At 72.9% G+C, this 25,617-nt stretch carries 21 protein-coding genes; 6 read left to right on the forward strand and 15 right to left on the reverse strand.

Annotated features, from left to right (window positions below):
• Positions 1-48: 48 nt before the first annotated feature.
• From truB to rimP, 10 genes are all read right to left on the reverse strand, one after another.
• Positions 49-1,038, reverse strand: coding sequence for a tRNA pseudouridine(55) synthase TruB (gene truB, locus FDO65_RS04715; protein WP_137448265.1), 990 nt, complete (start codon positions 1,036-1,038; stop codon positions 49-51).
• Entirely contained in the window at positions 1,035-2,582 is a 1,548-nt protein-coding gene (locus tag FDO65_RS04720) for an MFS transporter (RefSeq protein WP_137448266.1), read from the reverse strand. The genes truB and FDO65_RS04720 overlap by 4 nt, the downstream gene beginning before the upstream one ends.
• The gene (locus FDO65_RS04725; protein ID WP_137448267.1) at positions 2,579-3,283 is read right to left on the reverse strand and encodes a GntR family transcriptional regulator; all 705 of its coding nucleotides are present in this window, start codon (positions 3,281-3,283) and stop codon (positions 2,579-2,581) included. Before FDO65_RS04725 ends, FDO65_RS04720 begins: the two co-directional genes overlap by 4 nt.
• Before the next feature lie 144 nt (positions 3,284-3,427).
• A complete protein-coding gene (locus FDO65_RS04730; RefSeq protein WP_240757418.1) occupies positions 3,428-4,555 on the reverse strand; it encodes a DHH family phosphoesterase in 1,128 nt (375 codons plus the stop codon).
• A 115-nt stretch (positions 4,556-4,670) separates the two neighbouring features.
• A complete protein-coding gene (gene rbfA, locus FDO65_RS04735) occupies positions 4,671-5,177 on the reverse strand; it encodes a 30S ribosome-binding factor RbfA (protein WP_137448269.1) in 507 nt (168 codons plus the stop codon).
• A 50-nt stretch (positions 5,178-5,227) separates the two neighbouring features.
• Positions 5,228-5,551 carry a DUF503 domain-containing protein gene (locus FDO65_RS04740; protein WP_137448270.1) on the reverse strand — a complete coding sequence of 108 codons (324 nt, stop codon included), beginning with the start codon at positions 5,549-5,551 and terminating at the stop codon, positions 5,228-5,230.
• Positions 5,552-5,790: 239 nt separating this feature from the next.
• The gene (gene infB / locus FDO65_RS23045; RefSeq protein ID WP_137448271.1) at positions 5,791-8,865 is read right to left on the reverse strand and encodes a translation initiation factor IF-2; all 3,075 of its coding nucleotides are present in this window, start codon (positions 8,863-8,865) and stop codon (positions 5,791-5,793) included.
• A gap of 169 nt (positions 8,866-9,034) precedes the next feature.
• A complete protein-coding gene (locus tag FDO65_RS04750; RefSeq protein WP_338101036.1) occupies positions 9,035-9,364 on the reverse strand; it encodes a YlxR family protein in 330 nt (109 codons plus the stop codon).
• 88 nt (positions 9,365-9,452) lie between these two features.
• Positions 9,453-10,445, reverse strand: coding sequence for a transcription termination factor NusA (gene nusA, locus FDO65_RS04755; protein ID WP_137448273.1), 993 nt, complete (start codon positions 10,443-10,445; stop codon positions 9,453-9,455).
• On the reverse strand, positions 10,442-11,164 hold the full coding sequence (gene rimP / locus FDO65_RS04760; RefSeq protein WP_137448274.1) for a ribosome maturation factor RimP: 723 nt from the start codon (positions 11,162-11,164) through the stop codon (positions 10,442-10,444). The genes nusA and rimP overlap by 4 nt, the downstream gene beginning before the upstream one ends.
• 436 nt (positions 11,165-11,600) lie before the next feature.
• Here rimP and FDO65_RS04765 point away from each other — a divergent pair, with 436 nt between their 5' ends.
• Positions 11,601-12,206, forward strand: coding sequence for a hypothetical protein (locus tag FDO65_RS04765; protein ID WP_137448275.1), 606 nt, complete (start codon positions 11,601-11,603; stop codon positions 12,204-12,206).
• Positions 12,203-12,730, forward strand: a complete 528-nt coding sequence (locus FDO65_RS04770; RefSeq protein WP_137448276.1) for a ferritin-like domain-containing protein — start codon at positions 12,203-12,205, stop codon at positions 12,728-12,730. Before FDO65_RS04765 ends, FDO65_RS04770 begins: the two co-directional genes overlap by 4 nt.
• Positions 12,731-12,774: 44 nt before the next feature.
• Here FDO65_RS04770 and FDO65_RS04775 read toward each other — a convergent pair whose 3' ends face one another.
• The 3 genes from FDO65_RS04775 to FDO65_RS04785 all read right to left on the reverse strand — a co-directional run bounded on the left by FDO65_RS04775 (position 12,775) and on the right by FDO65_RS04785 (position 17,708).
• Positions 12,775-14,523 (reverse strand): proline--tRNA ligase, encoded by a 1,749-nt coding sequence (locus tag FDO65_RS04775; RefSeq protein WP_240757420.1) that lies wholly within the window; start codon positions 14,521-14,523, stop codon positions 12,775-12,777.
• Between the two features lie 375 nt (positions 14,524-14,898).
• Positions 14,899-16,641, reverse strand: a complete 1,743-nt coding sequence (locus tag FDO65_RS04780) for a RecQ family ATP-dependent DNA helicase (protein WP_137448278.1) — start codon at positions 16,639-16,641, stop codon at positions 14,899-14,901.
• 80 nt (positions 16,642-16,721) lie between these two features.
• Positions 16,722-17,708: a GNAT family N-acetyltransferase gene (locus FDO65_RS04785; RefSeq protein ID WP_137448279.1), complete on the reverse strand. Its 987-nt coding sequence runs from the start codon at positions 17,706-17,708 to the stop codon at positions 16,722-16,724.
• 450 nt (positions 17,709-18,158) lie between these two features.
• Between FDO65_RS04785 and FDO65_RS04790 the strand changes: the two genes are divergently transcribed.
• Complete coding sequence (locus tag FDO65_RS04790; protein ID WP_137449459.1) at positions 18,159-19,016, forward strand: RIO1 family regulatory kinase/ATPase domain-containing protein; 858 nt, start codon at positions 18,159-18,161, stop codon at positions 19,014-19,016.
• Between the two features lie 21 nt (positions 19,017-19,037).
• On the opposite strand, the gene FDO65_RS04795 is transcribed toward FDO65_RS04790, so the two are convergent.
• Positions 19,038-20,426, reverse strand: a complete 1,389-nt coding sequence (locus FDO65_RS04795) for a threonine/serine exporter family protein (RefSeq protein WP_205849784.1) — start codon at positions 20,424-20,426, stop codon at positions 19,038-19,040.
• A 203-nt stretch (positions 20,427-20,629) separates the two neighbouring features.
• On the opposite strand from FDO65_RS04795, the gene FDO65_RS04800 reads away from it, so the two are divergent.
• Together FDO65_RS04800 and FDO65_RS04805 are read left to right on the forward strand one after the other, a co-directional pair.
• A complete protein-coding gene (locus tag FDO65_RS04800) occupies positions 20,630-22,063 on the forward strand; it encodes a mycothione reductase (protein WP_137448280.1) in 1,434 nt (477 codons plus the stop codon).
• A 93-nt stretch (positions 22,064-22,156) separates the two neighbouring features.
• Positions 22,157-23,335, forward strand: coding sequence for an alpha/beta fold hydrolase (locus FDO65_RS04805; protein WP_137448281.1), 1,179 nt, complete (start codon positions 22,157-22,159; stop codon positions 23,333-23,335).
• Between the two features lie 68 nt (positions 23,336-23,403).
• Here FDO65_RS04805 and FDO65_RS04810 read toward each other — a convergent pair whose 3' ends face one another.
• Positions 23,404-23,907 (reverse strand): hypothetical protein, encoded by a 504-nt coding sequence (locus tag FDO65_RS04810; RefSeq protein WP_137448282.1) that lies wholly within the window; start codon positions 23,905-23,907, stop codon positions 23,404-23,406.
• A gap of 186 nt (positions 23,908-24,093) precedes the next feature.
• Between FDO65_RS04810 and FDO65_RS04815 the strand changes: the two genes are divergently transcribed.
• Complete coding sequence (locus tag FDO65_RS04815) at positions 24,094-25,599, forward strand: vWA domain-containing protein (RefSeq protein ID WP_240757423.1); 1,506 nt, start codon at positions 24,094-24,096, stop codon at positions 25,597-25,599.
• Positions 25,600-25,617: the final 18 nt, after the last annotated feature.

Below are 25,617 nucleotides of genomic sequence, written 5' to 3' on the forward strand. Positions count from 1 at the left end.
GGGTGATGGTCCGCCCCGCACCCGGGGCCGGGCCCCGACCGGCCGGGTTCAGGCGCCGGCCGCCCAGCCGAGGACCGGGCGGGTCCGCCCGGTGCGGTCGGTGAGCAGGGCGATGAGCTCACCGGCGGGTCCGAGCCCGGCGTAGACCTCGGCGCGGTCGCCCGAGGTCGCCGAGCGGGCCGGGATCGAACGACCGTGCCGGACGTGCTCGCACTCCCCGGCGTCCAGGGACCGCACCGGGAAGGCGGCGCGGACGGCGTCGACGGCGGGCACGATGCGGTCGGCGACCGCGGCTGCGAACTCCTCCGTGACGGGGGCGTGCCGGTCCGGGCCGCCGAAGACGTCGATCCCGTCGTCCACGGTGAACGGGCCGACGGCCGTGCGGCGCAGCGCCGTCAGATGCCCGCCGACCCCCAGCCCGGCTCCGAGATCGCGGGCCAGGGCCCGGATGTAGGTACCGCTGGAGCAGTCGACGGCGACCTCCAGGTCGATCACCGCCACCTCGTCGACCCTCGTCCGGCGCGGCGCGGCCAGCAGCTCGAACCGACTGACCGTCACCGGGCGGGCGGCCAGCTGCACGGCCTGGCCGGCCCGGGCCAGCTCGTAGGCCCGCCGTCCGTTGACCTTGATCGCCGAGACGGCGGTCGGCACCTGCTGGATGTCACCGGTCAGCGCGGCGATGCCGTCCGTGATGGCGGAGTCCGACACCGCGGTCACCGCCTCCGGCGACGCGGTGGCCGTGACCGTTCCTTCGGCGTCGTCGGTGTCGGTCGCCACGCCGAGCCGGATGGTGGCGGTGTAGGTCTTCGTCGTCAGGGCGAGGTGTCCCAGCAGTTTGGTCGATCGGTCGACGGCGACCACCAGCAGCCCGGTGGCCATCGGGTCCAGGGTGCCGGCGTGCCCGATGCGGCGGGTCTGCAGCACCCGCCGCAGGCGGCCCACCACGTCGTGGGATGTGCACCCGGCCGGCTTGTCGACCAGCAGCAGGCCACCCCCGTCCGGGCGGTGGGGCGGCGGCGGTCGGTCGGCGGTGGTCACGAATGGTCCGTTCCGCCCGGGGTCCCGGGCTCGGTGGAGGGGTTCGCGCCGGTGGGGCCCGAACCGGCCAGCCGGCGGACCGCGTGCTGCCGGTCCCGTTCGGCCGCGATCAGCTCCGGGTCCAGGGCGTGCACCCGGTCCCAGCGGTGCGGGGTGATCGGGACGGGGATGTCCTCGCCGCGAGCCATGGCGACGAGCAGGCCGGCCCGGGTCCGTCGGAGCCAGACGAGCATACGGAAGAGGCCGAAGGCGGTGACGAGGGCGACGGCGGCGAACGCCCAGCGATAGGCGTGCGCGGAATGGGTTCCGGCCCCGGGCTCGACCACGTCGAGGATCTGCCCGATGGCGAGCACCATGATCACCGCGCCGGTGAACCCGCCGACGTTGACCATGCCGGTGGCGGTGGAGATCCGGTGCGCCGGGTTGTAGTCCCGGGCGACCAGGAAGCCGACCCCCGAGATCGGGCCGCCGACGCCGAAGATCACGATGACGACAACGACCACGGCGACCGGTGGGGTGCCACCCGGCCAGGCGATGAGAGTGACCCAGCCCAGCAGGCACACGGCGGCAATCGACGCGGCCAGGCCGCCGCGGATCTGCGGACGACGGGCCAGCAGCGGTCCCTGGCCGAGGCTGGCGCAGACCCCGACCAACACGTAGATCAGCAGCATCGAGGACGCCACCCCGGGCGTGTAGCCCAGGGCCTGGGTCAGGTACGGAAAGCCCCACAGTGCGGCGAACGCGGTCGGGCCGGCCATCGTGCACAGGTGGGTCCACAGGGCCATGCGCTCGGCCGGCAACCGCCAGGTGGCGACGACATCGGACCGGACCTGCCGGGCCGACGGTCGGGGCCGGGGCGCCCCGGTCGGGCGGTAGGGCGCGGGACCCGCGGGCCGGAGCAGCAGGACCGAGAACCCGAGGGTGACCGCACCGGCCGCCGCGAACGTCGCCGTCCAACCCAGGTGCTCCAGCAGGAACGTCAGCGGAACGGTGGAGACCAGGTTGCCGAGCATGCCGATGAGACCGGTCAGCGCGGCCATCACCGGATAGCGGCGGGGCGGGAACCATCCGGTGGCCAACCGGAGGACCGACACGTAGGTCATGGCGTCGCCGCAGCCGAGCAGGCCGCGGGCCACCAGAGCGGTCGGATAGTTGTGGGCCAGTGACAGCAGGACCTGCGCGGAACCCATGATCAGCGCCGCGGTGAGCAGCATGCGTCGCGGCCCGTACCGGTCGATCAGCACACCGGACGGGACCTGCATCGCGGCGTACACCCCGAGCTGCAGCATGACGAAGGTGCCCAGGGCGGCCGCGCTGAGGTCCAGCCGGGTGGTGGCCAGCGGACCGGCCACTCCCAGCGACATGCGGTGGAAGACGGCCAGCAGGTAGACCCCGGCCCCGACGGCCCAGACGGCCCATGGGTTGCGACGCAGCAGGTCGAGCCGGCGCCGCCTGGACCCGGTGGGCACCGGCGGGGTGCCGGCGGCCGCGGCGGTGACGTCCAGCGCGGTCGGACGCTCGGGACGAGCGGGGGTGGCGGTCATGCCGACCGCCGATCCGCGCACCGCAGCAGCCGATCGGCGCGATCCAGGTGGGCCACGGTCAGCTGGTCGACCAGCGCGGCATCCCCGTCGGCCAGGGCGCGGGCGATGGCGGTGTGCTCGTCGACGGTGACCCGCATGCGGTCCTGATCGATCAGCCCGGGCTCGGACAGCCGGATGGTGGCGGCCCCCATCCGCAGCTGCCGGTCCCGCAACGTGGCATAGAGCCGATCGAGGATCGCGTTGCCGGCGGCCGCGACGATGGTGGCGTGGAAGTCGCGGTCGGCGGCGACGTATCCGGCGAGGTCGCCGGCATCGGCCGCGGCCACCAGCCGCTGGAGATGGACCTGCAACCGCCCGGCCAACGCCGGTCCCTGTCCGGCGGCCAGGGCGGCCGTGGCCCCGTGGCGTTCGACGAGCCGGCGGGTGTCCAGCACGTCGCTCCACTCCCCGGCGGTCACCGGGAGGACCAGCGCGCCCCGCTTGGGGATCAGCCGCACCATGCCCTGGGCTTCGAGCCGCAGCAGGGCCTCGCGAACCGGGGTGCGGGACACCCCGGTCGCCTCGGCCAGGGACCCCTCGCTGACGATCTCGTGGTCGGCCAGGCGCCCGTCGAGGATCGCAGCGCGCGCGTAGTCGTACACCCGGTCGGCCGCCGAGGGTGCGGCGGCGGATCCGGCAGCGGGAATCTCGTCGGTATTCATGCGGTATCTATGATGCCGTTCGCATCGGCCGTCCGCCAACCGTTCGCCACATTCGACAGTGTCGATCCGCTCACCTCCGCGCCCGAAGACCCGGCCCGGCCGGGGCGCCTTCCGCCGTGTCCCGCCGCAGGGGCAGGACACGCTTCAGTCGGAGGACCCGAGGGCGGCCACACGGGCGGCCCAGTCACGCCCGTCGAGTTCACGTCGGAGCCCGGCGATCGCCGACTCGGGTGCCCCCCGGTGGGTAAAACCGGCAGCGCGGACATGCCCGCCACCGCCGAGCGCGGTGGCCACCTCGGCCACGTCGACCGGGGGTCGGGACCGCAGGGAGACCTGCCAGGTGTCCGCGTCGACCTGCTTGAGGACGGCGGCCACCCCGGCTTCCTGGGTGGTGCGGACGATGTCGATGACGGAGTCCAGCTCCTCCGAGCGCAGACCCGACGACGTGTCCTCGTCGATGACCGTCCACACCAGGCCGTGGCCCTGGGCGACGTCCGGTTCGAGCACGGCGCCCCCGAGGACCTGCGAGAGCATGTCGAGCCAGCCGAACGGGTGGGTGTCGCTGATCGGCCGCATCAATTCGTCCGGCGCGACCCCCACGTCGATCAGCCGCGCCGCCAACCGGTGCGCATCGGCCCCGGCGAACCGGAAGTTCGCCGTGTCGGTGGCCAGACCGGCGTAGATGTTCTCGGCGATGTCGCCGTCGATGGGGATGCCCATGCGCTGCAGCATGCGGGCCACCACCACGACGGTGGCCTCGGCCGACGCGTCGATGAGGTGGTTCTCGCCGAAGTGGGTGTTCGAGGGATGGTGGTCGACGACCAGGCTGTGCCGGGCCCCCTCCAGCACGGCGACCAGCGATCCGAGCCGGCTGGCCGAGTTGACGTCCAGGCTGACGGCGAGATCGGGCCGGGCCGGCACCTGGTCGGGCGGCACGATGAGGTGCTGTCCGGGGAGCGATCGCAGCGACTCGGGCACCTCGACGGGATCGGCGAACGTCACCATCACGTGCACGCCGCGCCGCTCCAGGCCGAGGCCCAGGGCGAGCGCGCTGCCCAGCGCGTCGGCGTCCGGGCTGATGTGGGCGATGAGCACGACCGTGCGGGCTCGCAGCACGAGTCCGCACGCCCGGTCGAGCGCTGAGATGTCGGCCGATGCGACCGGCCGCGGGGTGACGTCGGCGGGAACGCCGGCTCGCGGGGTAGACGCCGCGGCCGACCCGCGGCGGGCACGCGCCTGCCAGAGGTCGGTGACCGCTCGAGCCTCGCTCACAGCGCCTCCCGGGCGGCCACGACGACTGGGACGGACCGCCCGCTGGTGCACGGCGGGCGGAGAACGGTGCCCGCCGTCCGGTCTGGCCCGGCGGTCGGCACCAGAAGCGATCGTGTCATCGTTCGGCGGCCGCGTCGAGTCTTGGAGATGCGCCGTCATCGACACCGTCGCGTTCGGTCTGCTCGTCGTCATCGGCCTCGGCCACGCGGGGAGCCTTGTACGGGTCCGCCTCGCCGGCGTAGGTCGCGCCGGCGGCCCGTTCGGCCACCTCGGCATCCGCACGACGGGCCGCGGCGAGCAGCTCGTCGATGTGGTGCGCGGTGTCCGGCACCGTGTCGATCGCGAACGACAGGGTCGGGGTGAACTTGATGCCGGTCTGCGCCCCGACGGCGGAGCGCAGCACACCGGTCGCGCTGGCCAGCGCGGTGGCCGTCCCGGCCACCTCGTCGGCGTCCCCGTAGACCGTGTAGTAGACGGTGGCGTCCCGTAGATCGGGGGTGACGGTCACCGCGGTGATCGTCACCATGGCCAGCCTCGGATCCTTGACCTGGTGCTGCAGCTCGGTGGCCACGATCGTCATGATGCGTTTGGCCAGTCGTCGGGCCCGGGCCGAGTCGACCATCGGGATCTCCCCTCTCGCGGTTCTCGCCGTGCCCCGCACGGCGATCGTGATCAGTCGTCCGGGCCGACGATGCGGCGCCGGGTCGACAGCAGTTCCAGTTCCACCTCGCCGGCCACCTGACGCTCACAGGTGTCCAGGACGCGGTGCACGTGCCCGACGTCCGCCGCGACCATAGCCACCGCCAACAGGGCACGGCGGTGGCGGTCCGGGTCACCGGCCTCGGCGGCGGCGACATCGAGTCGTCGAAGCCGCGCCAGGACCGGTCGGATGATCGCCCGCTTGTGCTTGAGCGACTCGACCGCCCCCAGCAGGACGTCACATTCGAGGATGCCGACGTAGACCGCGTCGGCGTCGGGTCGAGCGAAGGAGTTCATTCCGAAGAGCCCGCACGGAAGGAGACGGACCGTCGGACGGGGTGGGCGGGCCCCCGGAGGGCGCCCCGTCGACGGGAGCGGGCGGACGGCCCGCGAGCCGCACTCCGGGCCCCGACCGGGACACGAAGAGCGGTGGACACCCCGGCGTCAGGCATTCCCCAGCGGAGAACGCCCATCCCGGTGCGGACCACGGACGCCGGCCCGTTCCGAGGGAACGGGCCGGCGACCAGTGGCAACGATCAGCTACGCGGCTTCTCGCGGACCTCGTAGGTCTCGATGGTGTCCTCGACCTCGATGTTGTTCCACGAGCCCAGGCCGATACCGCACTCGAAGCCCTCGCGGACCTCGACCACGTCGTCCTTGAACCGCCGCAGCGAGTCGATGGCGAGGTTGTCGTTGATGACGACGCCCCCACGCAGCAGACGGGCCTTGGCGTTCCGCCGGATCTCGCCGTCGCGGACGATGGCGCCCGCGATGTTGCCGAACTTCGACGACCGGAAAATCTCCCGGATCTCCGCCGAACCGGTCCGGACCTCTTCGAACTCGGGCTTGAGCAGACCCTTCAGGGCTGCCTCGACCTCGTCGATGGCCTGGTAGATGACCGTGTAGTAGCGGATGTCGACACCTTCGCGGTCGGCCAGCTCCTGCACCCCTCGCACCGGCTTGACGTTGAAGCCGATGACGATGGCGTCGGTGGTGGCCGCCAGGTTGATGTCGTCCTGGGTGATGCCGCCGACGCCGCGGTGCACCACCCGCAGGTCGACCTCCTCGCCCACGTCCAGCTTGAGCAGCGAGTCCTCGAGGGCCTCGACGGTGCCGGAGTTGTCACCCTTGATGATCAGGGTGAGCTGCTGCACCTTCTGCTCGGCCAGCGCCTTGCCGAAGTCCTCCAGCGAGATGCGGCGACGGTTGCCGATCTGCGCCTTGCGGGCCCGGGCCTGACGACGCTCGGCGATCTGCCGGGCGACGCGGTCCTCCTCGACGACCATGAACGAGTCACCGGCACCGGGCACCGAGGTGAACCCGAGGACCTGGACCGGACGCGACGGGTAGGCCTCGGTGACGTTCTCGCCGTGGTCGCCGAGCATGGCCCGGACGCGACCGTAGGCGTTGCCGGCCACGATCGAGTCACCGACCCGCAGGGTTCCGCGCTGGACCAGGACGGTCGCGACGGCGCCGCGACCACGGTCCAGGTGGGCCTCGATGGCGACACCCTCGGCCTCCTGGACCGGGTTGGCCCGCAGGTCGAGCGCGGCGTCGGCGGTCAGCAGGACCGCCTCCAGGACGCCCTCGATGTTGATCCGCTGACGCGCCGAGACCTCGACGAACATGGTGTCGCCGCCGTACTCCTCGGCGACCAGCCCGTACTCGGTGAGCTGCTGGCGGATCTTGTCGGGGTTCGCCCCCTCCTTGTCGATCTTGTTCACCGCCACCACGATCGGCACGTCGGCCGCCTTGGCGTGGTTGATCGCCTCGACCGTCTGCGGCATGACGCCGTCGTCGGCCGCGACCACCAGCACCACGATGTCGGTGGACTGCGAACCACGGGCCCGCATGGCGGTGAACGCCTCGTGACCCGGGGTGTCGATGAAGGTGATCAGCCGCTCTTCGTCGCCCAGCGTGGTCGCCACCTGGTAGGCGCCGATGTGCTGGGTGATGCCGCCGGCTTCCTTGTCCATGACGTTGGTGTGCCGGATGGCGTCGAGCAGGCGGGTCTTGCCGTGGTCGACGTGACCCATGACGGTGACGACCGGCGGCCGGATGACCAGGTCGTCCTCGCCGCCCTCGTCCTCGCCGTAGGTGAGGTCGAACGAGTCGAGCAGCTCGCGGTCCTCGTCCTCCGGGGACACGATCTGGACCTCGTAGCCCATCTCCGAGCCGAGCAGCTCGAGGATGTCGTCGGAGACCGACTGGGTCGCGGTGACCATCTCGCCCAGGTGGAAGAGCGCCTGGACCATCGACGCCGGGTTGGCGTCGATCTTGTCGGCGAAGTCCGACAGCGAGGAGCCGCGGGCGAGCCGGACGACCGACCCGTTACCACGGGGCAGGGCCACGCCGCCGATCGACGGCGCCTGCATGTTGTCGAATTCCTGCCGACGCTGCTTCTTGGACTTGCGCCCCTTGCGCGCCGGACCGCCCTGGCGACCGAACGCGCCCGCGGCACCGCCGCGGCCACGACCGCCACCACCGGGACGGGCGCCACCGCCACCGCCACCACCGGGGCCGCCGCGGTAGCCACCGCCACCGCCGCCACCGGGGGCACCGGCGCCGGCCGGGCGGTAACCGCCCGGGGCACCGGGACGACCGCCGGGCATACCCGGACGACCGCCCGGGGTTCCGGGCCGGGGACCGCCGCCGGGGACACCGGGACGAGCCCCACCGGGAGCGCCGCCCGGACGACCGGGAGCACCGGTTCCGGGGGCTCCGCCGGGGCGACCGGCGGCCGGGCGGGGAGCGCCGGGCACGCCGCCGGGACGGGGCGCCTGGGTGCGCGGGGTGTTGACGCCGAACGGGTTGTTGCCCATCCGCGGCGGGCGCGGGGCACCGGGGACACCGCCGGCCGGACGAGCCGGACGCGGGATGCCCGGGGTTCCCCCCTCGGAGCGGGTGGCCGGGGCCGGGTTGCCGGTCCGTGCCGCCGGGGCCTGAGCCCCGGAAGCAGCGGCGGCGGGCCGGGACTGCTGGCCCGGAGCGGCCGCCGGACGGGACTGCTGACCGGGGGTCGCTGCCGGACGGGACTGCTGGGCCGGAGCCGCAGCCGCCGGGCGAGCCGGCTGGGCCGGAGCCGCAGCCGCGGGACGAGCCTGCTGACCCGGAGTCGCGGCCGGACGTGAGGCGCTACCGGGAGCCGCGCTGAAGGCCGGCGAACCGGCGTTCGGGGCGGACGTCGCCGGGGCGCTGGCCGCGGCAGGACGAGCACCGGGGGTACCCGTGGACGGACGCGCCGTACCGCCGGCGGCCGGAGCCGGGGCGCTACTGGCGGGGGTCGCCGCAGGTGCGGGGGCCGGCGACGCGGCCGCGGGCGCGGGGCTCGCGGGCGTCGGAGCACCCGGACGAGGCCGGGCGCCGGGGCTGCCGGGACGGACGGACGGAGCACCGGGGGTGCCGTTCGAACCGTTGGTCGCCGGGGTGGTGGACGACTTGGCCGCACCACCGGCCGGGAACGCATCCCGGAGTTTGCGGACGACGGGGGCCTCGATGGTCGAGGAAGGGGACTTGACGAACTCACCCATCTCGGTGAGCTTCGTCATGACCTCCTTGGAGGTCTTGCCGAGCTCTTTCGCCAGCTCGTGAACGCGGGCCTTGCCTGCCACTGCTCTCCTTGTCGGTGAGGGCGGCGGGCCGAGAGAGGCCGCACGCCCTCTAGTTGGTGTGCTCGGTGCTCATTGCTGCTTCACGGCGTGCTCATGTGGTGTCGACCTGCTCTCGATCGGTCGGGTTCTGGCGCCGACCCGCGGGTTGCGGATCGGTCCCGGGTGGTGATCACTGCGGGGCGACCGTATCGGCCGGCCCCCGCAGATGGTCACGGACCCCACTGCTGTCGAGCGTTCCTACGACCCGGAGGGACCGCGGGAAAGCCCGTCTGCGCTCCGCGGCGTCGAGACATCCGATGTCCGGATGCAACCACGCCCCCCGACCGGGGAGGCGGCGTCGCGGATCCGGGATGAGACTCCCGGCCGCGGCGACGATGCGGAGCAGCACTTCGGCGGGTTCACGGCGACGGCAACCGACGCAGGTCCGCACGGGCCCGGAGACATCTCCGGGACCAGGGGTTCTACGAGGGGCAGCCGACACCGATGATCGAGCCGACACGTCAGTCTACCCCTCTCGGGTGCGAATGGGAGCGTCGCAGCGGCGAGTCCGGGCGGTACCCGCTCGGACCCGCCGCCCGAGCGGTGGATCAGGAGTCGGCGGGCGGCGGCGCGGTGTCGCTGCGGATGTCGATGCGCCACCCGGTGAGACGGGCGGCCAGCCGGGCATTCTGCCCTTCCTTACCGATGGCCAGGGACAGCTGGAAATCGGGCACGATCACCCGCGCCGCCTTCGTGACCGGGTCGACCACCGTCACCGACAGCGCCCGGGCCGGCGACAGCGCGTTCCCCACGAACGTCGCCGGGTCCTCGTCCCAGTCGATGATGTCGATCTTCTCGCCGTTCAGCTCGCTCATGACCGCCCGCACGCGGGCGCCCATCGGGCCGATGCAGGCGCCCTTCGCGTTGACGCCGGACACCATCGGCCGCACGGCGATCTTGGAGCGGTGACCGGCCTCGCGGGCGACCGCGGTGATCTCCACGGACCCGTCGGCGATCTCCGGCACCTCGCGGGCGAACAGCTTGCGCACGAGGTTCGGGTGGGTGCGGGACAGCGTGATCTGCGGGCCGCGCATGCCGCGGGTGACCGAGACCACGTAACAGCGCAGCCGCTGCCCGTGCTGGTACGTCTCTCCCGGCGCCTGCTCGGCGGCCGGGATGACACCCTCGACGTCGCCCAGGCTGACGACGATCACACCGCGCGCGTTGACCCGCGCGTCGGCGGTCACCGTGCCGGTGATCAGGTCCTGCTCCCGGCCGGCGAAGTCACCGAAGGTGCGCTCGTTCTCCACGTCGCGCAGCCGCTGCAGGATGACCTGCCGGGCGGTCGTGGCCGCGATACGGCCGAAATCGTCCGGGGTGTCGTCCCATTCGCGGACGACCTGGTCGTCGTCCCCGATCTCCTGGGCGAGTACCCGGATATGCCCCGTCCGGCGATCCACCTCGACCCGGGCACGCCCGGCGTGGCCCTCCGTGTGCTTGTACGCGGACAGCAGGGCGGTCTCGAGAGTGTCGATCAGCGAACCGAACTCGATGCCCTTCTCCTTCTCGACCGCGCGCAGTGCGGCGATGTCGACATTCATCGGTGTGCTCCCTCGTCCTGTCCACCCGGGACGTCGGTGGTCCCGTCCCCGGGGTGCTCATCGGTCTCGTCATCGGTGTCGTCCAGCTCGTCGACATCCAGCTCATCGGCCTCGACGTCGTCGTCCGGCTCGTCGTCGGAATCGTCGTCGGGTTCGTCGTCGTCCAGGGCGATCGGGGCGGCGGGGGCGACGGGGCCGAGTTCGGCGTCCAACCGGTCGCGGACGGCCGCGGGCGCCGACGAGAACTCGACCTCGACGCGGGCCCGGACGACGTCGTCCCAGCCCAGAAGCTGTTCCTCGGCCTTCGGCCCGACCAGCAGGGTGATGCCGGCCGGCGCGCCGTCCGGTCCGGGCTCGACGACCCTGAGGAGGTGCCCGGTGACGGTCCGCCCGTCGGCGGTGGTCACGACGAGCAGTCGCCGCCGGGACCGGCGGAAGTGCCGGGGCGCGGAGAGCGGACGGCCCACCCCCGGGCTGGTGACCTCCAGCACGTACGCCGCGGCCCCCAGCACGGCGTCGTCGGTGTCGAGTTCGGCGGAAATCGCCCGGCTCAGCGCGGCGGCGCGGTCCAGATCCACCCCCTCGTCGGAATCGACGATCACCTTCACGACGCGCCGGCGACCGGCGGTCTGCACGGTGAGGGCCTCCAGGTCGAACCCGGCTCCGGTCACCAGGGGCTCGATCACCTGGCGAAGCCGTCGTTCGTCCGCTGCGGGCATGCCGCGACCTCCTGTTCAGTTGTGCCGCTGCGGTGTCGCGGACACCGGCGGCTGGTTCTGGGTGGACCACTGGTCCGACGGAACACTCTAGCCCGGTGGGCCCGCCCGGCTCCTGCGTCACCCGGCGGCACCCACCGCGCCATCTGTACCAACGGCGGCCTCGCGCGCTCGACCGACCAGCCCGGTGGGCCCGCCCGGCTCCTGCGTCACCCGGCGGCGCCCACCGCGCCGTCTGTACCCACGGCGGCCTCGCACGCTCGACCGACCAGCCCGGCGGGCCCGCCCGGCTCCTGCGTCACCCGGCGGCGCCCACCGCGCCGTCTGTACCCACGGCGGCCTCGCACGCTCGACCGACCAGCCCGGTGAGCCCGACACGCGCCGGGCGCCGGTCGGGCACACCACCGGAGGCACCGGGGCGGCCTGACAGAATGGCGCGGTGCCTTCCGTCAACGATCCGGCGGCTGGGATCGCGGCCGCGGCCGGCGACCAGCCGGTGCCGCCCCCGCTCCGACGGGCCGACCGGCCCCTGCGTCGCCGCACCCTGCTGACCGGCCTGGGTGGGCTCGCGGTCGCCGCGGCGGTCCCCGGACTCGCCGGCTGCAGCCTGTTCTCCGGCCTGTCGGACGTCCCGACCACCGCGGCCGCCCCGGAGCTGACGGATCCGATCAGCAGCCTGTTGGCGACCACCCGGCTGCACCTGCTCCGGCTCGATGCCGCCATCGCCGCCGCGCCCGACCAGGCCGCGCTGCTGACACCGTTGCGCGCCGACCGGCAGGCCCACCTCGACGCCCTGCAGGCCGAGTTCGACCGGCTCCACCCGGCCGGTTCGGGGTCCGCCGCCGCGCCGACCACAGCCGCTCCCACCTCGGCCACCGTGGCCGCTCCCGACACCCCGGAGGCCGTCATCGCCAGTGTCCGCGGCGATGCCGCCACCGCCCAGGTGCAGTTCACCGACGCGATCAGCTCCGCCTCGCGGTACCGCGCGGCGCTGTTCGGAACCATCGCCGCCTGTCTGGCCAGTCACCGGGCGGTGCTGGCATGACCAGCCCCGACCCGACCGCCACCGGCGCCCCGTCCTCGACCGCTGACGGTTCCGTCGTCCAGTCCCCCACCGGCACGCCGTCGTCGACCCCGCTCCCGGCCGAGACCGTCACCGCGCTGCAGACCGCGCTGTCCGCCGAACAGGCGGCCGTCTGGGCGTACGGCCTGGTCGCGGCCTACGACAAGGACGACGCGGCGATGGTCGAGCAGGACCGGTCCGGTCATCTGCTGCGCCGCGATGCCACCGCCGCACGGCTGGTGGCCGGCGGCGCCGCGGTCACCGAGCCGGCGCCGGCGTACTCGACGCCCGTCGTCCCGACCGACGCCGCGTCCGCCCGGCAGCTGGCGCAGGCCATCGAGGCCGACGCCGCCGCCGGATGGCGGCTGGTGCTGGGTTCCACCGACGACGCCGAACTGCGCGGCTTCGCGCTCACCGGCCTGTCGGACGCCGCCGTGCGGATGGCCATGTGGAAGAAGGCGGCCGGGGCCTCACCGGTGACGGTGCCCTTCCCCGGGCAGGGCTGAGCGGGCGCGCCCCGACCCAGGTGAGCCGGGGCGCGTTCACCGCGTCAGCGACGGCGGATCGCCGCTCCGAGCTGCTCAGCCACCTCGACCAGCGGCACCTCGACCTTGCTGCCGGTCGCCCGATCGCGGACCTCGACCACCCCCGAGGCCACACCCCGCCCGACCACGCAGATGGTGGGGACGCCGATGAGTTCGGCGTCGGCGAACTTGACCCCAACGGAGGCGTTGCGGTCGTCCAGCAACACCGAATGCCCGGCGATCTGCAGGGCGGTCGCGATCTCCTCCGCGGCGTTCTTGATCTCGTCGGTCTTGCCGGCGACGACCAGATGCACGTCGTACGGGCTGAGCTCCCGCGGCCAGGCCAGACCCTTGTCGTCGCAGGTGTTCTCGGCGACGGCAGCGACCGCGCGGGACACCCCGATGCCGTACGAGCCCATGGTCACCGTGGCCAGCGAACCGTTCTCGTCGAGCACCTGCAGGCCCAGGGCCTCGGCGTACTTGCGGCCGAGCTGGAAGATGTGACCCATCTCGATTCCGCGGGCCAACGACAGCGGTCCGGACCCGTCCGGCGCCGGATCACCGGCCCGCACCTCGGCGGCCTCGACCACGCCGTCGGCGGTGAAGTCGCGGCCGGCGACGAGGTCGAAGACGTGACGGCCCTTCTCGTTGGCGCCGGTGATCCAGCGGGTGCCGGGGACGACCCGCGGGTCGAGCAGGTAGCGGATGCCGGTCTTGCTCTCCGTGCCGAGAACACCCGGGCCGAGGTAGCCCTTGACGACGTCCGGGTACTTGGCGAACTGGGCCTCGTCGAACGCCTCGACCTCGGCCGGTGACACCTGCGCCTCGAGCCGCTTGATGTCGACCTCACGGTCGCCGGGCAGACCGATGGCCAGGGGTTCGCGGGTGCCGTCCGGGTGGCGCAGCAGGACGATCACGTTCTTGAGGGTGTCGGCCCCGTTCCAGGGCCGGTCGTCCCGGGGGAAGGCGGCGTTGCTGTGGGCGACCAGGGTGTCGATGGTCGGCGTGTCGGGGGTGTCCTCGACGTGCGCCTCGGGCAGTCCGTCGAAGGGGATCGGGTCGGGCACCACGGTGGTGACGGCCTCGACGTTCGCGGCGTACCCACCGGGTGAGCGGACGTAGGTGTCCTCGCCGACGGCCGCGTCGGCCAGGAACTCCTCGGACGCCGAACCACCCATGGCCCCGCTGGTGGCGGCGACGATGACGTAATTCAGACCCAGCCGGTCGAAGATGCGGACGTACGCCTCGCGGTGGGCGTCGTAGGACGCCTGCAGACCGGCGTCGGTGAGGTCGAACGAGTACGAGTCCTTCATGACGAACTCGCGACCGCGCAGCAGACCGGCGCGAGGCCGCGCCTCGTCCCGGTACTTGGTCTGGATCTGGTACAGCGACAGCGGCAGCCCCTTGTAGGACGGCACGATGTCCTTGACCAGGAGGGTGAACATCTCCTCGTGGGTGGGTCCGAGCAGGTAGTCGGCCTGCTTGCGGTCCTTGACCCGGAACAGGTTGTCGCCGTACTCGGTCCAGCGGCCGGTGGCCTCGTAGGGCTCACGGGGCAGCAGCGCCGGGAAGTGGACCTCCTGGGCGCCGATGGCGTCCATCTCCTCGCGGATGATGCGTTCGACGTTGCGCAGCACCCGCCAGCCCAGCGGCAGCCAGGTGTAGATGCCGGGGCCCGCGCGCCGGATGTACCCGGCCCGGACCAGCAGTCGATGGCTCGGAACTTCGGCGTCGGCCGGGTCCTCGCGCAGGGTCCGCAGGAACAGGGTGGACATCCGCGTGATCACAAGCACTCCTTCAGACCGGCACCGAAACGGACCGCCGACGACGCCGCGCGGCCGCGCAGTGAGCCTAGTCGGCTGAGCTTGCGAGGCCGCCATGGATACAGGTGGAGGGCGGACGGTGCCGGGCGACGAAGGAGTTCGGCGGCTCTGCCCTCCGGTCGGACTCGCTTGCGAGGCCGCCATGGATACAGGCGGAGGGCGGACGCTGCCGGGCGACGAAGGAGTTCGGCGGCCCTGCCCTCCGGTCGGCTGAGCTTGCGAGGCCGCCATGGGGATCGGTCGGCCGATCGACGGCAGGCAATACGCCGGCACGCCCGCCGACCCGGGCGACGGCGTGTTGCCGGCAGTCGGTGGATCGGCCGGGCCCTATGCGGCGTGGGTGGTCCCGTCGGCGGCGAGGGTCAGCAGGTCGTGTTCGAGGACGGCGGACTGGTCGAGGACGCGGTAGCCGTGGTCGTCGAACAGCACGGTGAGTCGTCCGTCCTCGGTGTCGAGGACCTGCCCGGGCCCGAACTCGGGATGGACGACCCGGCTGCCCGGCGGGAACGGGCTGTCCGGGTCGGCGGCCGGACTGTCGTGGGCCGACTCGGCGTCCCGGGCGCAGTTGTCGCAGTGTCCGCACGGGCCGCCGGGGTCGTCGCCGAAGTAGGCCAGGAGTCGGCGGCCGCGGCAGTCGCCGGCCTCGGCGTAGGCCCGCATCATCTCAATGCGGGTCCGGTCGATCTCCTCGCGTCGTTCGATCAGTCCGGTGGCCGCATCGACCGCGTCCTTGGCCGACGGCGATCCGACGAGGGCGATGCGGCGTCCGGTGCGGCGCACGATGCCGGCGTCCTGCAGCAGGGAGACCGCCCGGGTGATGCGGCGTTCCGGTTGTCCGACGGCTTTCGCCAGGTCGCGCACCGACTCGACCGGGCCGTCCGCGGACAGCCGGCGGTGGATGGCCCGCCAGGTCTTCTCGTCGGCTCCGGCGGCGGCGAAGAACCGCCGCAGCCCCAGATCGGCGGCACGATAGTGCAACCGCACGGTGGCGGGCTGACCGTCCCGGCCGGCCCGCCCGATCTCCTGGTAGTACGCGTCCGGCGAGTCGGCGACGGCGGCGTGCAGGACGTAGCGGATGTCAGGTTTGTCGACGCCCATACCGAACGCGACCGTCGCGACCAGGACGTCGACATCGCCTGCGTGGAAAGCCTTCTCGACGGCGCCGCGCTCCTTGGCGGACTTGCCGGCGTGGTACACGGCCACGCGTCGCCCGGTGTCCCGGAGCCGTTCCCCCAGCTCGTCGGCGGTCCGCCGGGTGGCGGTGTAGACGATGCCGGGTCCGTCCAGTTCGCGGACGTCGGCGACGACGGCGTCGTCCCGGTCGTCGGCCTCGACGTGCTGCGCGACGGACAGCTGGAGATTGGGACGGTCGAACCCGCCGACCTCGATGACGGGTTCGCGCAGGCCCAGCCGCTCGATGATCTCGCGGCGGACGGGCGGCGAGGCGGTGGCGGTGAGCGCGAGGACCGGGGGCCGACCGAGGCGTTCGGCGACCTCACCGAGCCGCAGGTAGTCCGGCCGGAAGTCGTGGCCCCAGGACGCCACGCAGTGCGCCTCGTCGACGACGAATAGGACGGGTCGGGCGTCGGCGAGGCGGGTGACGATCTCGTCGTCGGCCAGCTGCTCGGGCGCGACGAAGAGGTACTCGAGGGGATCGCCCTGACCGGCGAGCCGGTCGAGCAGGGTACGGCGGGCCCGCGCGGACAGCCGACTGTTGAGGGCGGCCGCCGGCAGGTCGCGTTCGGTCAGGCTGCCCACCTGGTCCTGCTGCAGGGCCAGGAGCGGGCTGACGATGACGGTCAGACCCGACCGGAGCTGGCCGGCGATCTGGTATATCGCCGACTTGCCGGCCCCGGTCGGCAGGACGACGACCGTGTCCGCCCCGGCGACGACGGCCTCGACGGCCGCGGCCTGACCGGGTCGCAGGTCGCTCCAGCCGAAGACTTCCCGGGCGACGGCGATGGGGTTGTCCTCGGGCAGCGCGGCGTCGGGGACGGCCGCCGGCGCGGAACCAGGTACCTCGTCGACCGACCGGTCGGCGGCGGGGACGGAGATGGCGGCGGCAGTCATACCGTTCGGGGTACCCCGCTGACGCCGGGTCTCATCCGGCCCTGCCACCGAACGAAACAGGCCGGTGCGCCCGGGTTTGATCAGTGGGGCAGCGGGCGGATGAGCATGCGGTGCCGGTCGGCCGCGACGAAGCCCAGCCGGCCGTAGAGCCGACCGGCCCCGGTCGGGGACTCGGAGTCGACGTCCAGTTCGGCGGCCTGGCAACCACTCTCGCGCAGCGCGGTGAGTACCCGGACGATGAGCACGCTGGCGATCCCCCGCCCGCGGGCGGCCCGGAGGGTGCCGACCCGCGACACGTAACCGGTTCGCCGCCCGCGCCGGGCGGAATCTGCGTCGTACTCGGCGGCCAGGGCGAATCCGACGATCCGACCGTCCTCCTCGGCGACGAACGAGGCGCCCGGCCGGAACGAATGCGCGCCGCTGACGTCGGCCGCCCACGCTGCCGGGTCGCGGGGCACCGAACCGAAGTGGTCGGCGAAGGCCGCGTTGGACACCTGCCGGACCGGCTCGTCGTCCTCGGGTCGCCAGGGACGGACACGGACACCCGCCGGGTCGTCCGCGGTGGGGGGCAGCGCGACGGTGAGGTCACGGGTCATCCGTTCGAACCAGCGCCGGGTCACGAAGCCGGCGTCCGTGAGCAGGCGCAGCTCCCGGGGACGGGTATCGCCCGTGGTGGCGCGCAGTTCGGCGGGGCGGTCGGCCGCCTCGGTGGACCGTCGGTGGTGGGCGACGTCCATCTGGCGGTCCAGGACCCATCGACCGATCCCCCGTCCCCACCAGTCGGGGTCGACGGCGCCGTCACAGAACGCCACCCACTCGGGTTCCCGGGCGATCACGTGCAGCAGGCCGTACCCGACCAGCCGGTCGTCGGCCAGGACGGCGACACCGCCACCGTCCAGCACGGCCGTGGGCCCGGTGAACTCCTCCTCGATGTCCGACAGGTCGTACGCCTGGCCGCTCGGTTCGACGTCCTCCCAGCGGGACAACAGTGCGGTCACCGCCGGTGCATCCGCGAGGGTCAGGGGACGCGCGTCCAGACCGGTAGGCAGCGACAGGTGCTCCGACATGCCGATGACCGTAACCAGAGCGGTCCGGTCGGGCCTGCGAATAAACCGGTGGCGTCACCCGAGCGGGCCGGGCCATGCTGACCGGGCAACCGACCGTGAGGCCCGCACGCAGCGCGGGCCGCTGACCGATGCGAAGGAGGACCAGTGAACGCCGTCGTCGCGCCCGGTGGTGTGTCCACCGCTCCGCGTCCCCAGCCCGCCTCCGGTCGCTGACATCCCGGCCCCGGAGGCATCGTCTCCAGGAGCCCCGCTGTGCCTCGCATCTCCCCGCACGACCTCTTCGACCTTTCCGACAGCGCTGACACCCCCGACGCGTCGCGCTCGTCGTCCGCGCACGACCGCTACGACGTCCTCCACGACGACGGACGTGACCGATCCCGTCGCCGGCCGGGACGCCGGACCGGCCCCACTGTCCGGGTCCAGGGCCGGTCCGGTCGTTTCGACCTCGATGTGGACCGACCCGATCCCGAGGGCGTCTCCGACCCCGACACCGAGGAACCGACCAGTCGGCTGGCGGGTGCGGCGGATCCGCTCCTGCTGGCCCCGCTGACCAGCTACGACGTCGCCACCCACGGCCCCGAGCCGGCACCGGATTGGCTGGTCACCTCTTTGGCGGCCCGGGATGTCCCCCTCGGCGGGCTGAAGTCCGGCAAGGAGGCCGACGTCGCCCTGCTGCGTCGGGGCGTCGCGGACGGACCCGACTGCCTCCTGGCGGTCAAGACCTACCGGTCGGCCGAGCACCGCATGTTCCACCGCGACTCGGGCTACCTGCAGGGGCGGCGGGTCCGGCGGTCCCGGGAGACCCGGGCCCTGGCGCGGCGCAGCACGTTCGGTCGGGAACTGCTGGCCGGGCAGTGGGCGGCGGCCGAGTTCGCCGCACTGACCCGGTCGTGGGAGCTCGGCGTCCGGGTGCCCTACCCGGTGCAGCTGCTCGGGTCCGAGGTGATGATGCAGTTCGTCGGCACCCCGGACGGGGCGGCGGCGGCGCGACTGGCCGCCGCCGGCGGCGGTCCCGAGGAGATGGCCGCCCTGTGGGACGACCTGCGGGGCAGCCTCGATCGTCTGGCCGAGGCCGGCTACACGCACGGCGACCTGTCGCCCTACAACGTCCTGGTCGAGCCGGCCGGCGACGGACCGCGGGCCGTGCTGATCGATCTGCCGCAACTGGTCGACGTGGTCGCCAACCCGCAGGGCCGGTCGTTCCTCGATCGCGACGCGCGCACCATCGCCGCCTTCTTCACCCGACGCGGGGTGCCGGTCGACCCGGAGCTGCTGGCCCTGCGGTGGTGGTCCCTCGCCCAGGGGTGAGCACCGGTGCGGCCCCGGCGGTCAGCGCTGGTCGGCCGTGCGGGAACGGCGCAGGAAACGCGACCGGCGGACCCGCTTGTCGTACCGGTCCCGCCGGCCGTTCAACGGGCGGCCGAGGTACTCGCCCAGGGTGACGCCGGCGGCCAGGGCCAGACCGACCGCCAGCGCGCCGACGAGTGCGGTCAGTCCGCCGTTGATGTCGTTGTTGACCACCACCGTGAACAGGCCGCCGTACACCGCCAGACCCGGCAGCAGCGGGATGATCCCGCAGACGACGAGCAGTTGCGGCGGTAGGCGCAGCGGGCGGGTCAGGGCCTCGGCGGCGAATCCGAGGACCACGGCCGCCGCGCCACTGGCCAGCACCGGACCGGCGCCCAGCAGCCCGGTGAGCGAGAAGACGGTCCAGGCCAGCGCTCCGGCGACCGCGGCCAGCCCGACGGCCCGCGGCCGGGCGTGCGACACGACCGCCCAGAAGCCGGCGATCCCGGCCGAAGCGGTCAACGCCACCGGCACCGGGACCGGGGCGGCGACGGTGCTGACGACCTCCAGCGGCACCTGTGAGCGGCGGGCCAGGTCCAGGACGCCGGCGATGCCCACGACGATCCCGGTGGTCAGGGTGACCACCTCGAACGCCCGGCCACCGGCCGTGACCGGGAACCCGTCGATGGCGTCCTGGGTGGCGCTGACCAGCGACAATCCGGCCAGCAGGACGACGATCCCGGCCGCGACGACCAGCGAACTGCGGACGTTCACGTCGAGGGCGACCAGCAGGACGGCGACCCCGGTGGCCAGGGCCGCCCCGGCGGCCTGCTGGAAGAACGGCGGCAGCAGCCAACGGTTGAGGATGCGCAGCATCTGCTCGACCGCCGCGGTGGTCACTGCGGCCAGCAGCGCCTCCCACCAGCCGCCGCCGAGCAGGAACGCGAAACAGCCGGCCACCCCGGCCCAGCCGAGCGCGTAGATGCTGCGGCGGTAGGTCGCCGGGGCCGAGGTCACCGCATCGAGCCGCCGGTGCGCCTCCTCGATGTCCAGACGCTCGTCGACGACGGCCTGGGCGACCGCGGTGACGCCCTGCAATCGGGTGTAGTCGGCCTGGCTGACGCGGACGACGCGCACCGCGGTCAGCGGGACCGCGCCCAGCCGGTCGTAGCTCACGGTGATGGATGTGTAGGTGACGTCGACGTGGCAGTCGAAAAGGCGCAGCGCGTCCGCGACCCGCTGCACCGTCGCGATGACGTCGGCCGCCGGGGCCCCGACGGCCAGCATCAGTTCCCCGATCCGCAGCGCCAGGCCGACGGCCGCGTTGACGGCGGTCTCGTCCATCTCGCTGCGCAGGGGGCGCATCGCGATCGGCACCGTCGGCGGTCCGCTCCCACCGATCGCGCGCCACGCCCGCCGCGGGATCTCCATCGAAGCCGTGCCTTCTTCCTGCGGTCTGTCGTCCGACGGGTGCTCCGCACCCCACCCCGCGAGCCCTGGTCGCGGCCCGTCGGCGCCCGTGATTGTGCAACGCCGTACCCCGTTGGTGGCGGGGCGACACCGCGGGGCCGGGCCGCGAATCCCGGTCGGGCGTCGTCGCCGGGGGCCCGTCGGTATCCCGTTAGCCTGGGCTCATGTCGCACTTCGACCTGGTGATCATCGGTACTGGTTCGGGCAACACGATCGTCAACCGGCAGTTCGCCGACTGGTCCGTCGCCATCGTCGAGTCGGGGCCCTTCGGCGGGACCTGCCTGAACGTGGGCTGCATCCCGACCAAGATGTACGTCTACCCGTCCGACGTCGTCACCGCCGCCGCGGACGCCGATCGGCTCGGGGTCTCCCTGGCCCTGGAGAAGGTGGACTGGCCGGGGATGCGGGACCGCATCTTCGGGCGCATCGACGGCAACGCCGCCCACGCTCAGGCCGCGCGGGAGAGCGAGGTCTGGCCCAACGTCTCGGTGCTCACCGGCACCGGCCGGTTCGTCGACGACAAGCGGCTGGCGGTCACCGCGCCGGACGGCAGCGTGCAGGAGATCACCGCGGACCGGTTCGTCATCGCCGCCGGGGGCCGGCCGGTCATCCCCGACGTGCCCGGTCTGGACGAGGGTTCCATCGGCCGCAACGGCATCCACACCTCCGACACGGTGATGCGCATCGACGAGCTCCCCCGCCGCATCGTGGTGGTCGGCGGCGGCTACATCGCCGCCGAGTTCGCCCACGTGTTCTCCGCCCTGGGCAGCACCGTCATTCAGCTCGTCCGCGGGGACCGCCTCCTGCGCTCGCACGACGACGAGGTGGCCGCCGCCTACACCGAGGTGGCCGCGGGCAAGTACGACCTGCGCCGCAACACCGAACTCTGCGGGGTCGGCCCCACTGCGGACGGCAACGGGGTCGCCGTCAGCGTCGAGGGGCCGTACGGCGAGGAGACCATCCCGGCCGATGTCGTCCTGCTGGCTACCGGACGGCAGCCCAACTCCGACCTGTTGGACGTCCGGGCCACCGGCGTGGCCGTGGGCGACGACGGGCTGGTGCAGGTCGATGATCAGCAGCGCACCAGCGTTGACGGGATCTGGGCGCTCGGCGACATCTGCTCCCCCTGGCAGCTCAAGCACGTGGCCAACCACGAGGCGAAGGTGGTGCGGCACAACCTGTTGCATCCGGACGAGCCGATCGCCAGCGATCACCGGTTCGTGCCGGCCGCCGTGTTCACCGACCCGCAGATCGCTTCCGTGGGGCTGACGGAGCAGGACGCCATCGCCCGCGGCGTGACCTACGCGGTGGGCCGGCGGGACTACGGCGACACCGCCGCCGGCTGGGCCCGTGAGGATCACACCGGCTTCGTCAAGGTGCTGGTGGACCCGGAGACCGGGCTGCTGCTCGGCGCGCACGCCATCGGGCCCGAGGCGGCCACCGTCATCCAGCCGCTCATCCAGGCCATGTCGTTCGGGCAGACCGCCGATCAGGTCGCGCGGGGGCAGTACTGGATCCACCCGGCGTTGCCCGAGGTCGTCGAGAACGCCCTGCTGGAGGCCGCCCGCAACAGCCGCCGATCGGCACGCCGGGCCTAGGCCGATCGGAGAGGCTGAGCGACCGTCCTCGTCGGCGCGTTCCTCTCAGCAGGGATTTGACCTGGACCGTGGTTCAGGAGCGAGGTTGAGGCAGTGACTGGAGCGGGCGAGACGTTCGGCATCGCCGAGGTAGCGGCAATGACCGGTGTGGAGCCCGACACGTTGCGGTACTTCGAGCGCCGGAAGGTCATACCGTCTCCGCGACGCGATTCCGCGGGACGCCGTCAGTACTCGAGGGCCGACGTCCAGGTGATCGGCGTGCTGCTGCGACTGCGGGACACGGGCATGCCCCTGGCTGACATCACGCAGTTCACAGGGGCCGATGACACCGGGGCTGACCTGGACAGGCGGAGACTGGACCTGCTCAAGGCCCATCTCCGTCGCGTCCAGGCCGAGCGCGAGGAACTGGACCGGGCGCTCACCGTGATCACGCGAAAGATCACGGACTTCGATGATCGACTGACCGGTCCGGTCGACGTGCTCGACCGGGAGGACTGCACGATCGCCTTCGGCGTCCAGGGGGCAGGTCCGCTGCTGTTCCTGGTCGGTGCGCCGGCCGGGCGGGCCGCGTTCGCAGCGCTGGCGAACGAGCTCGCCGACCGTTTCACCGTCGTCACCTACGACCCTCGGGGTATCGGGGCCAGCTGCGCAGTGCCCGGGATGGCTGTGCCGACGCCCGAGGTGCTGGCCGAGGATCTCGCTGCGCTGGTCGACCGGTTCACCGTGGGGCCGGCCCTGTTCTTCGGTACCAGTGGCGGTGCTGTGACGCTGCTGGAACTGGCCAGGCAGCGTCCGGACCGGGTCAGCCGGGCCGTGGTGCATGAGCCGCCCCTCGTGTCCCTGCTGAAGGACCGAGGACTCGCCGACCGAGCCGCAGCAGCGTTCGCCTCCGCGGAGGCTGATCCTGCGCGGGCAGTGCAGGAGTTCTTCGATCTCAGCGGCGCTGCCCACCACACGGGACGCGATCAGGTGCCCCCCGCCCACCTTCCGCTGCCCGAACTGCCGGCCGAGGAGCTCGACACGAACCGCTACTTCCTGGGGCGGATGGCCGGGCCAGCGGTCTTCTACGTTCCGGACCTGGCCGCCGTTCGACGCGTTGCGGTGACGCTGTGCGCCGGCTCCCTGAGTCATCAGCAATTGGCCCGCCGGGCCACCGAGGCGCTCGCTGAACACCTGGGCCTGTCACTCGTCGACATGCCCGGCAATCACCTGGGCGCCAGCGCAGAACCACGGGCATTCGCCCACGCGCTCGCGCGCCTGCTCGGACCGTGACAACGCCCGGAACCCATCCGCCGCGGCGCGGATCCACGATCCGGTGACCCTCTCGGTGCGGGGTCGGATCAGACACCACCCAGCAGGCAGTGGTCGGAGGCGTAGTACTCGTAGCCACCGGTTCCGTCGGCGAAGTACTGGACGTACTCATCGACGTACTCGCCGCTGATCTGCCAGTCGGTGCCGTCCCACTGGGCGTAGGAGACGTACACCCAGTAGTAGTCCTCGCCGAAGGACAGGTCGGCGAGGTGATAGCCGGCGGTGGAGCTGGCGCCGACCCAGTTGCCGTCGGTCTCCCATTCGCCGCTGGTCGGGTCCCACACCCAGATCTGGGCGAAGCTGTCCTGGCCCGTCGTGGAGGTGGCCGCGAACAACAGTCCCTCACTGCCGCACTCGACGATCGAGGAAAAGGTCTCCCCGGCGACGACCTCGTCGGCCGTGGCGGCATTCACCCCCAGGCCGAGGGTCAGGGCGCCGGTGGTGGCGAGCACCGTCGCGGCCCGGCGCCACCGACCCCGGCCGGTGGCGGCATCGGCGGCGTCGTGGGTGGGGGCGGTGCGGGTGGTGATCATCGTCGGTCCTCCGGGTCGGTTCCTGCTGACGGCGACGACGATCGCCCGGGGCGCTGAAGGCCCACTGAACGGAAGCTCAAGGCGGCCGCGACCGCGCTCGACCGGCCGGGGAGACGTGGGTCCACGATCAGGACCGCTCCCGAGGTGGCCGGGGTCCCGGCGGCGGTGGTGTGTCAGAGTGGGCCGGTGACCCAGCTCAGCCGCGGGGCCAACGCTCCGGTGTCCGCCACCCGCCTGTCGATCTCCGTCCGTGGAGCCCGCCCGGGAGCCGTCGACCTGATGGCCTTCCAGGTCACCGCGGACAGAAAGGTCAGGTCCGATGCGGACCTCGTCTTCTTCAACCAGCCGGCCTCGCCGGAGGGGGCCGTCCGCCTCACCGGCGCCGACGCGCTCGAGGTGGACCTGACGGCCGTCCCGGACGTCATCGAGACCATCGCGGTGACCGTGGCCCTGGACGATGCCCAGCCCGGTGCGCTGTCCGACATCGCCGACCTGGCCGTCACTCTCGGGCCGGATGGCGTCGAGGTGCCGGCCGCCGGGCTGACCAGCGAACGGGCCGCGATCCTGGCCGAGGTCTACCGACGTGCGGGCGCCTGGAAGGTCCGGTCGGTGTCCGCCGGATGGACCGAGGGGCTGGCTGCGCTGCTGCGCGAGCACGGCGTCCAGGTGGACGACGAGCCGGCCACACCCGCCCCGCCGCCGGCCGCACCGACTCCCCCGCCCGTGGCCTCCGGTCCCTGGGTGCCGACCACCGGCGCACCACCGGCGCCGCCCGCGCCCAGCGGTCCGCTGGCCTGGGCGCCCGGAACTCCGCCACCGGGCCCGTCCGGCGGCTGGCCGGCACCCACGCCGGCGGCCCCGGTCGCCGGCTCCGCGGTCCCGACGGCAGCACCACCCGCGCCGCCTGCGCCCTCCGCACCGCCGGCCGGCCCGGGCCTGCAGACCGACCCGGCCGCCGGGCCCCGTTCCGTGCCCGGCGAGGAGCGCCTGTCGCTGCAGAAGCGGCAGACCCTGAACCTGCGCAAGGAGCAGGTGCACCGGGTGCTGCTGACCAAGGGTGCGACCGGTGAACGGGCCCGTGTGGTCCTGGTGATCGACAAGACCGGCTCGATGTCCCAGGAGTTCGCCAGCGGACTGGTGCATCGCGTCGTGGAGCGGATGGTGCCGGTCGCCACGCAGATCGACACCGACGGCTCCCTCGAGACCTACCTGTACGCGACGAAGTTCGCGCGCTTGCCCGACCTGCGGGTCGGTGACATGGAGGCGTGGACGTCGGAGTTCCTCCACATGGGCGGCACCCACGGCGGGATCAACTACCGCAAGCTCGGCGCGGTCAACGACGAGATCCCGATCCTCACCGAACTCACCGGCACCGCCCGCCGCGGTGATCCGCCGACCCTGGTGCTGTTCTTCACCGACGGCGGGTTCTCCAAGAAGCGGGAGATCACCCGCATCATGAAGGACGCCGCCGGGTTGCCGATCTTCTGGGAGTTCGTGGGCCTGGGCGCCAACAACTACGGCCTGCTGGAGAAACTGGACGACATGGGCGGCCGGGAGGTCGACAACGTCGACTTCTTCGCCGTCGACGACATCGACCGGGTCGACGACGCCGAGCTGTACCGGCGTCTGCTCACCGAGTTCCCCGGCTGGCTCACCGCCGCCCGTGCGCGCGGCATCGTGGCGCCTCGCTGACCGCCCCCTACCGACGAG

It is taken from the genome of Nakamurella flava (genome assembly GCF_005298075.1).
Lineage (GTDB): Bacteria > Actinomycetota > Actinomycetes > Mycobacteriales > Nakamurellaceae > Nakamurella > Nakamurella flava.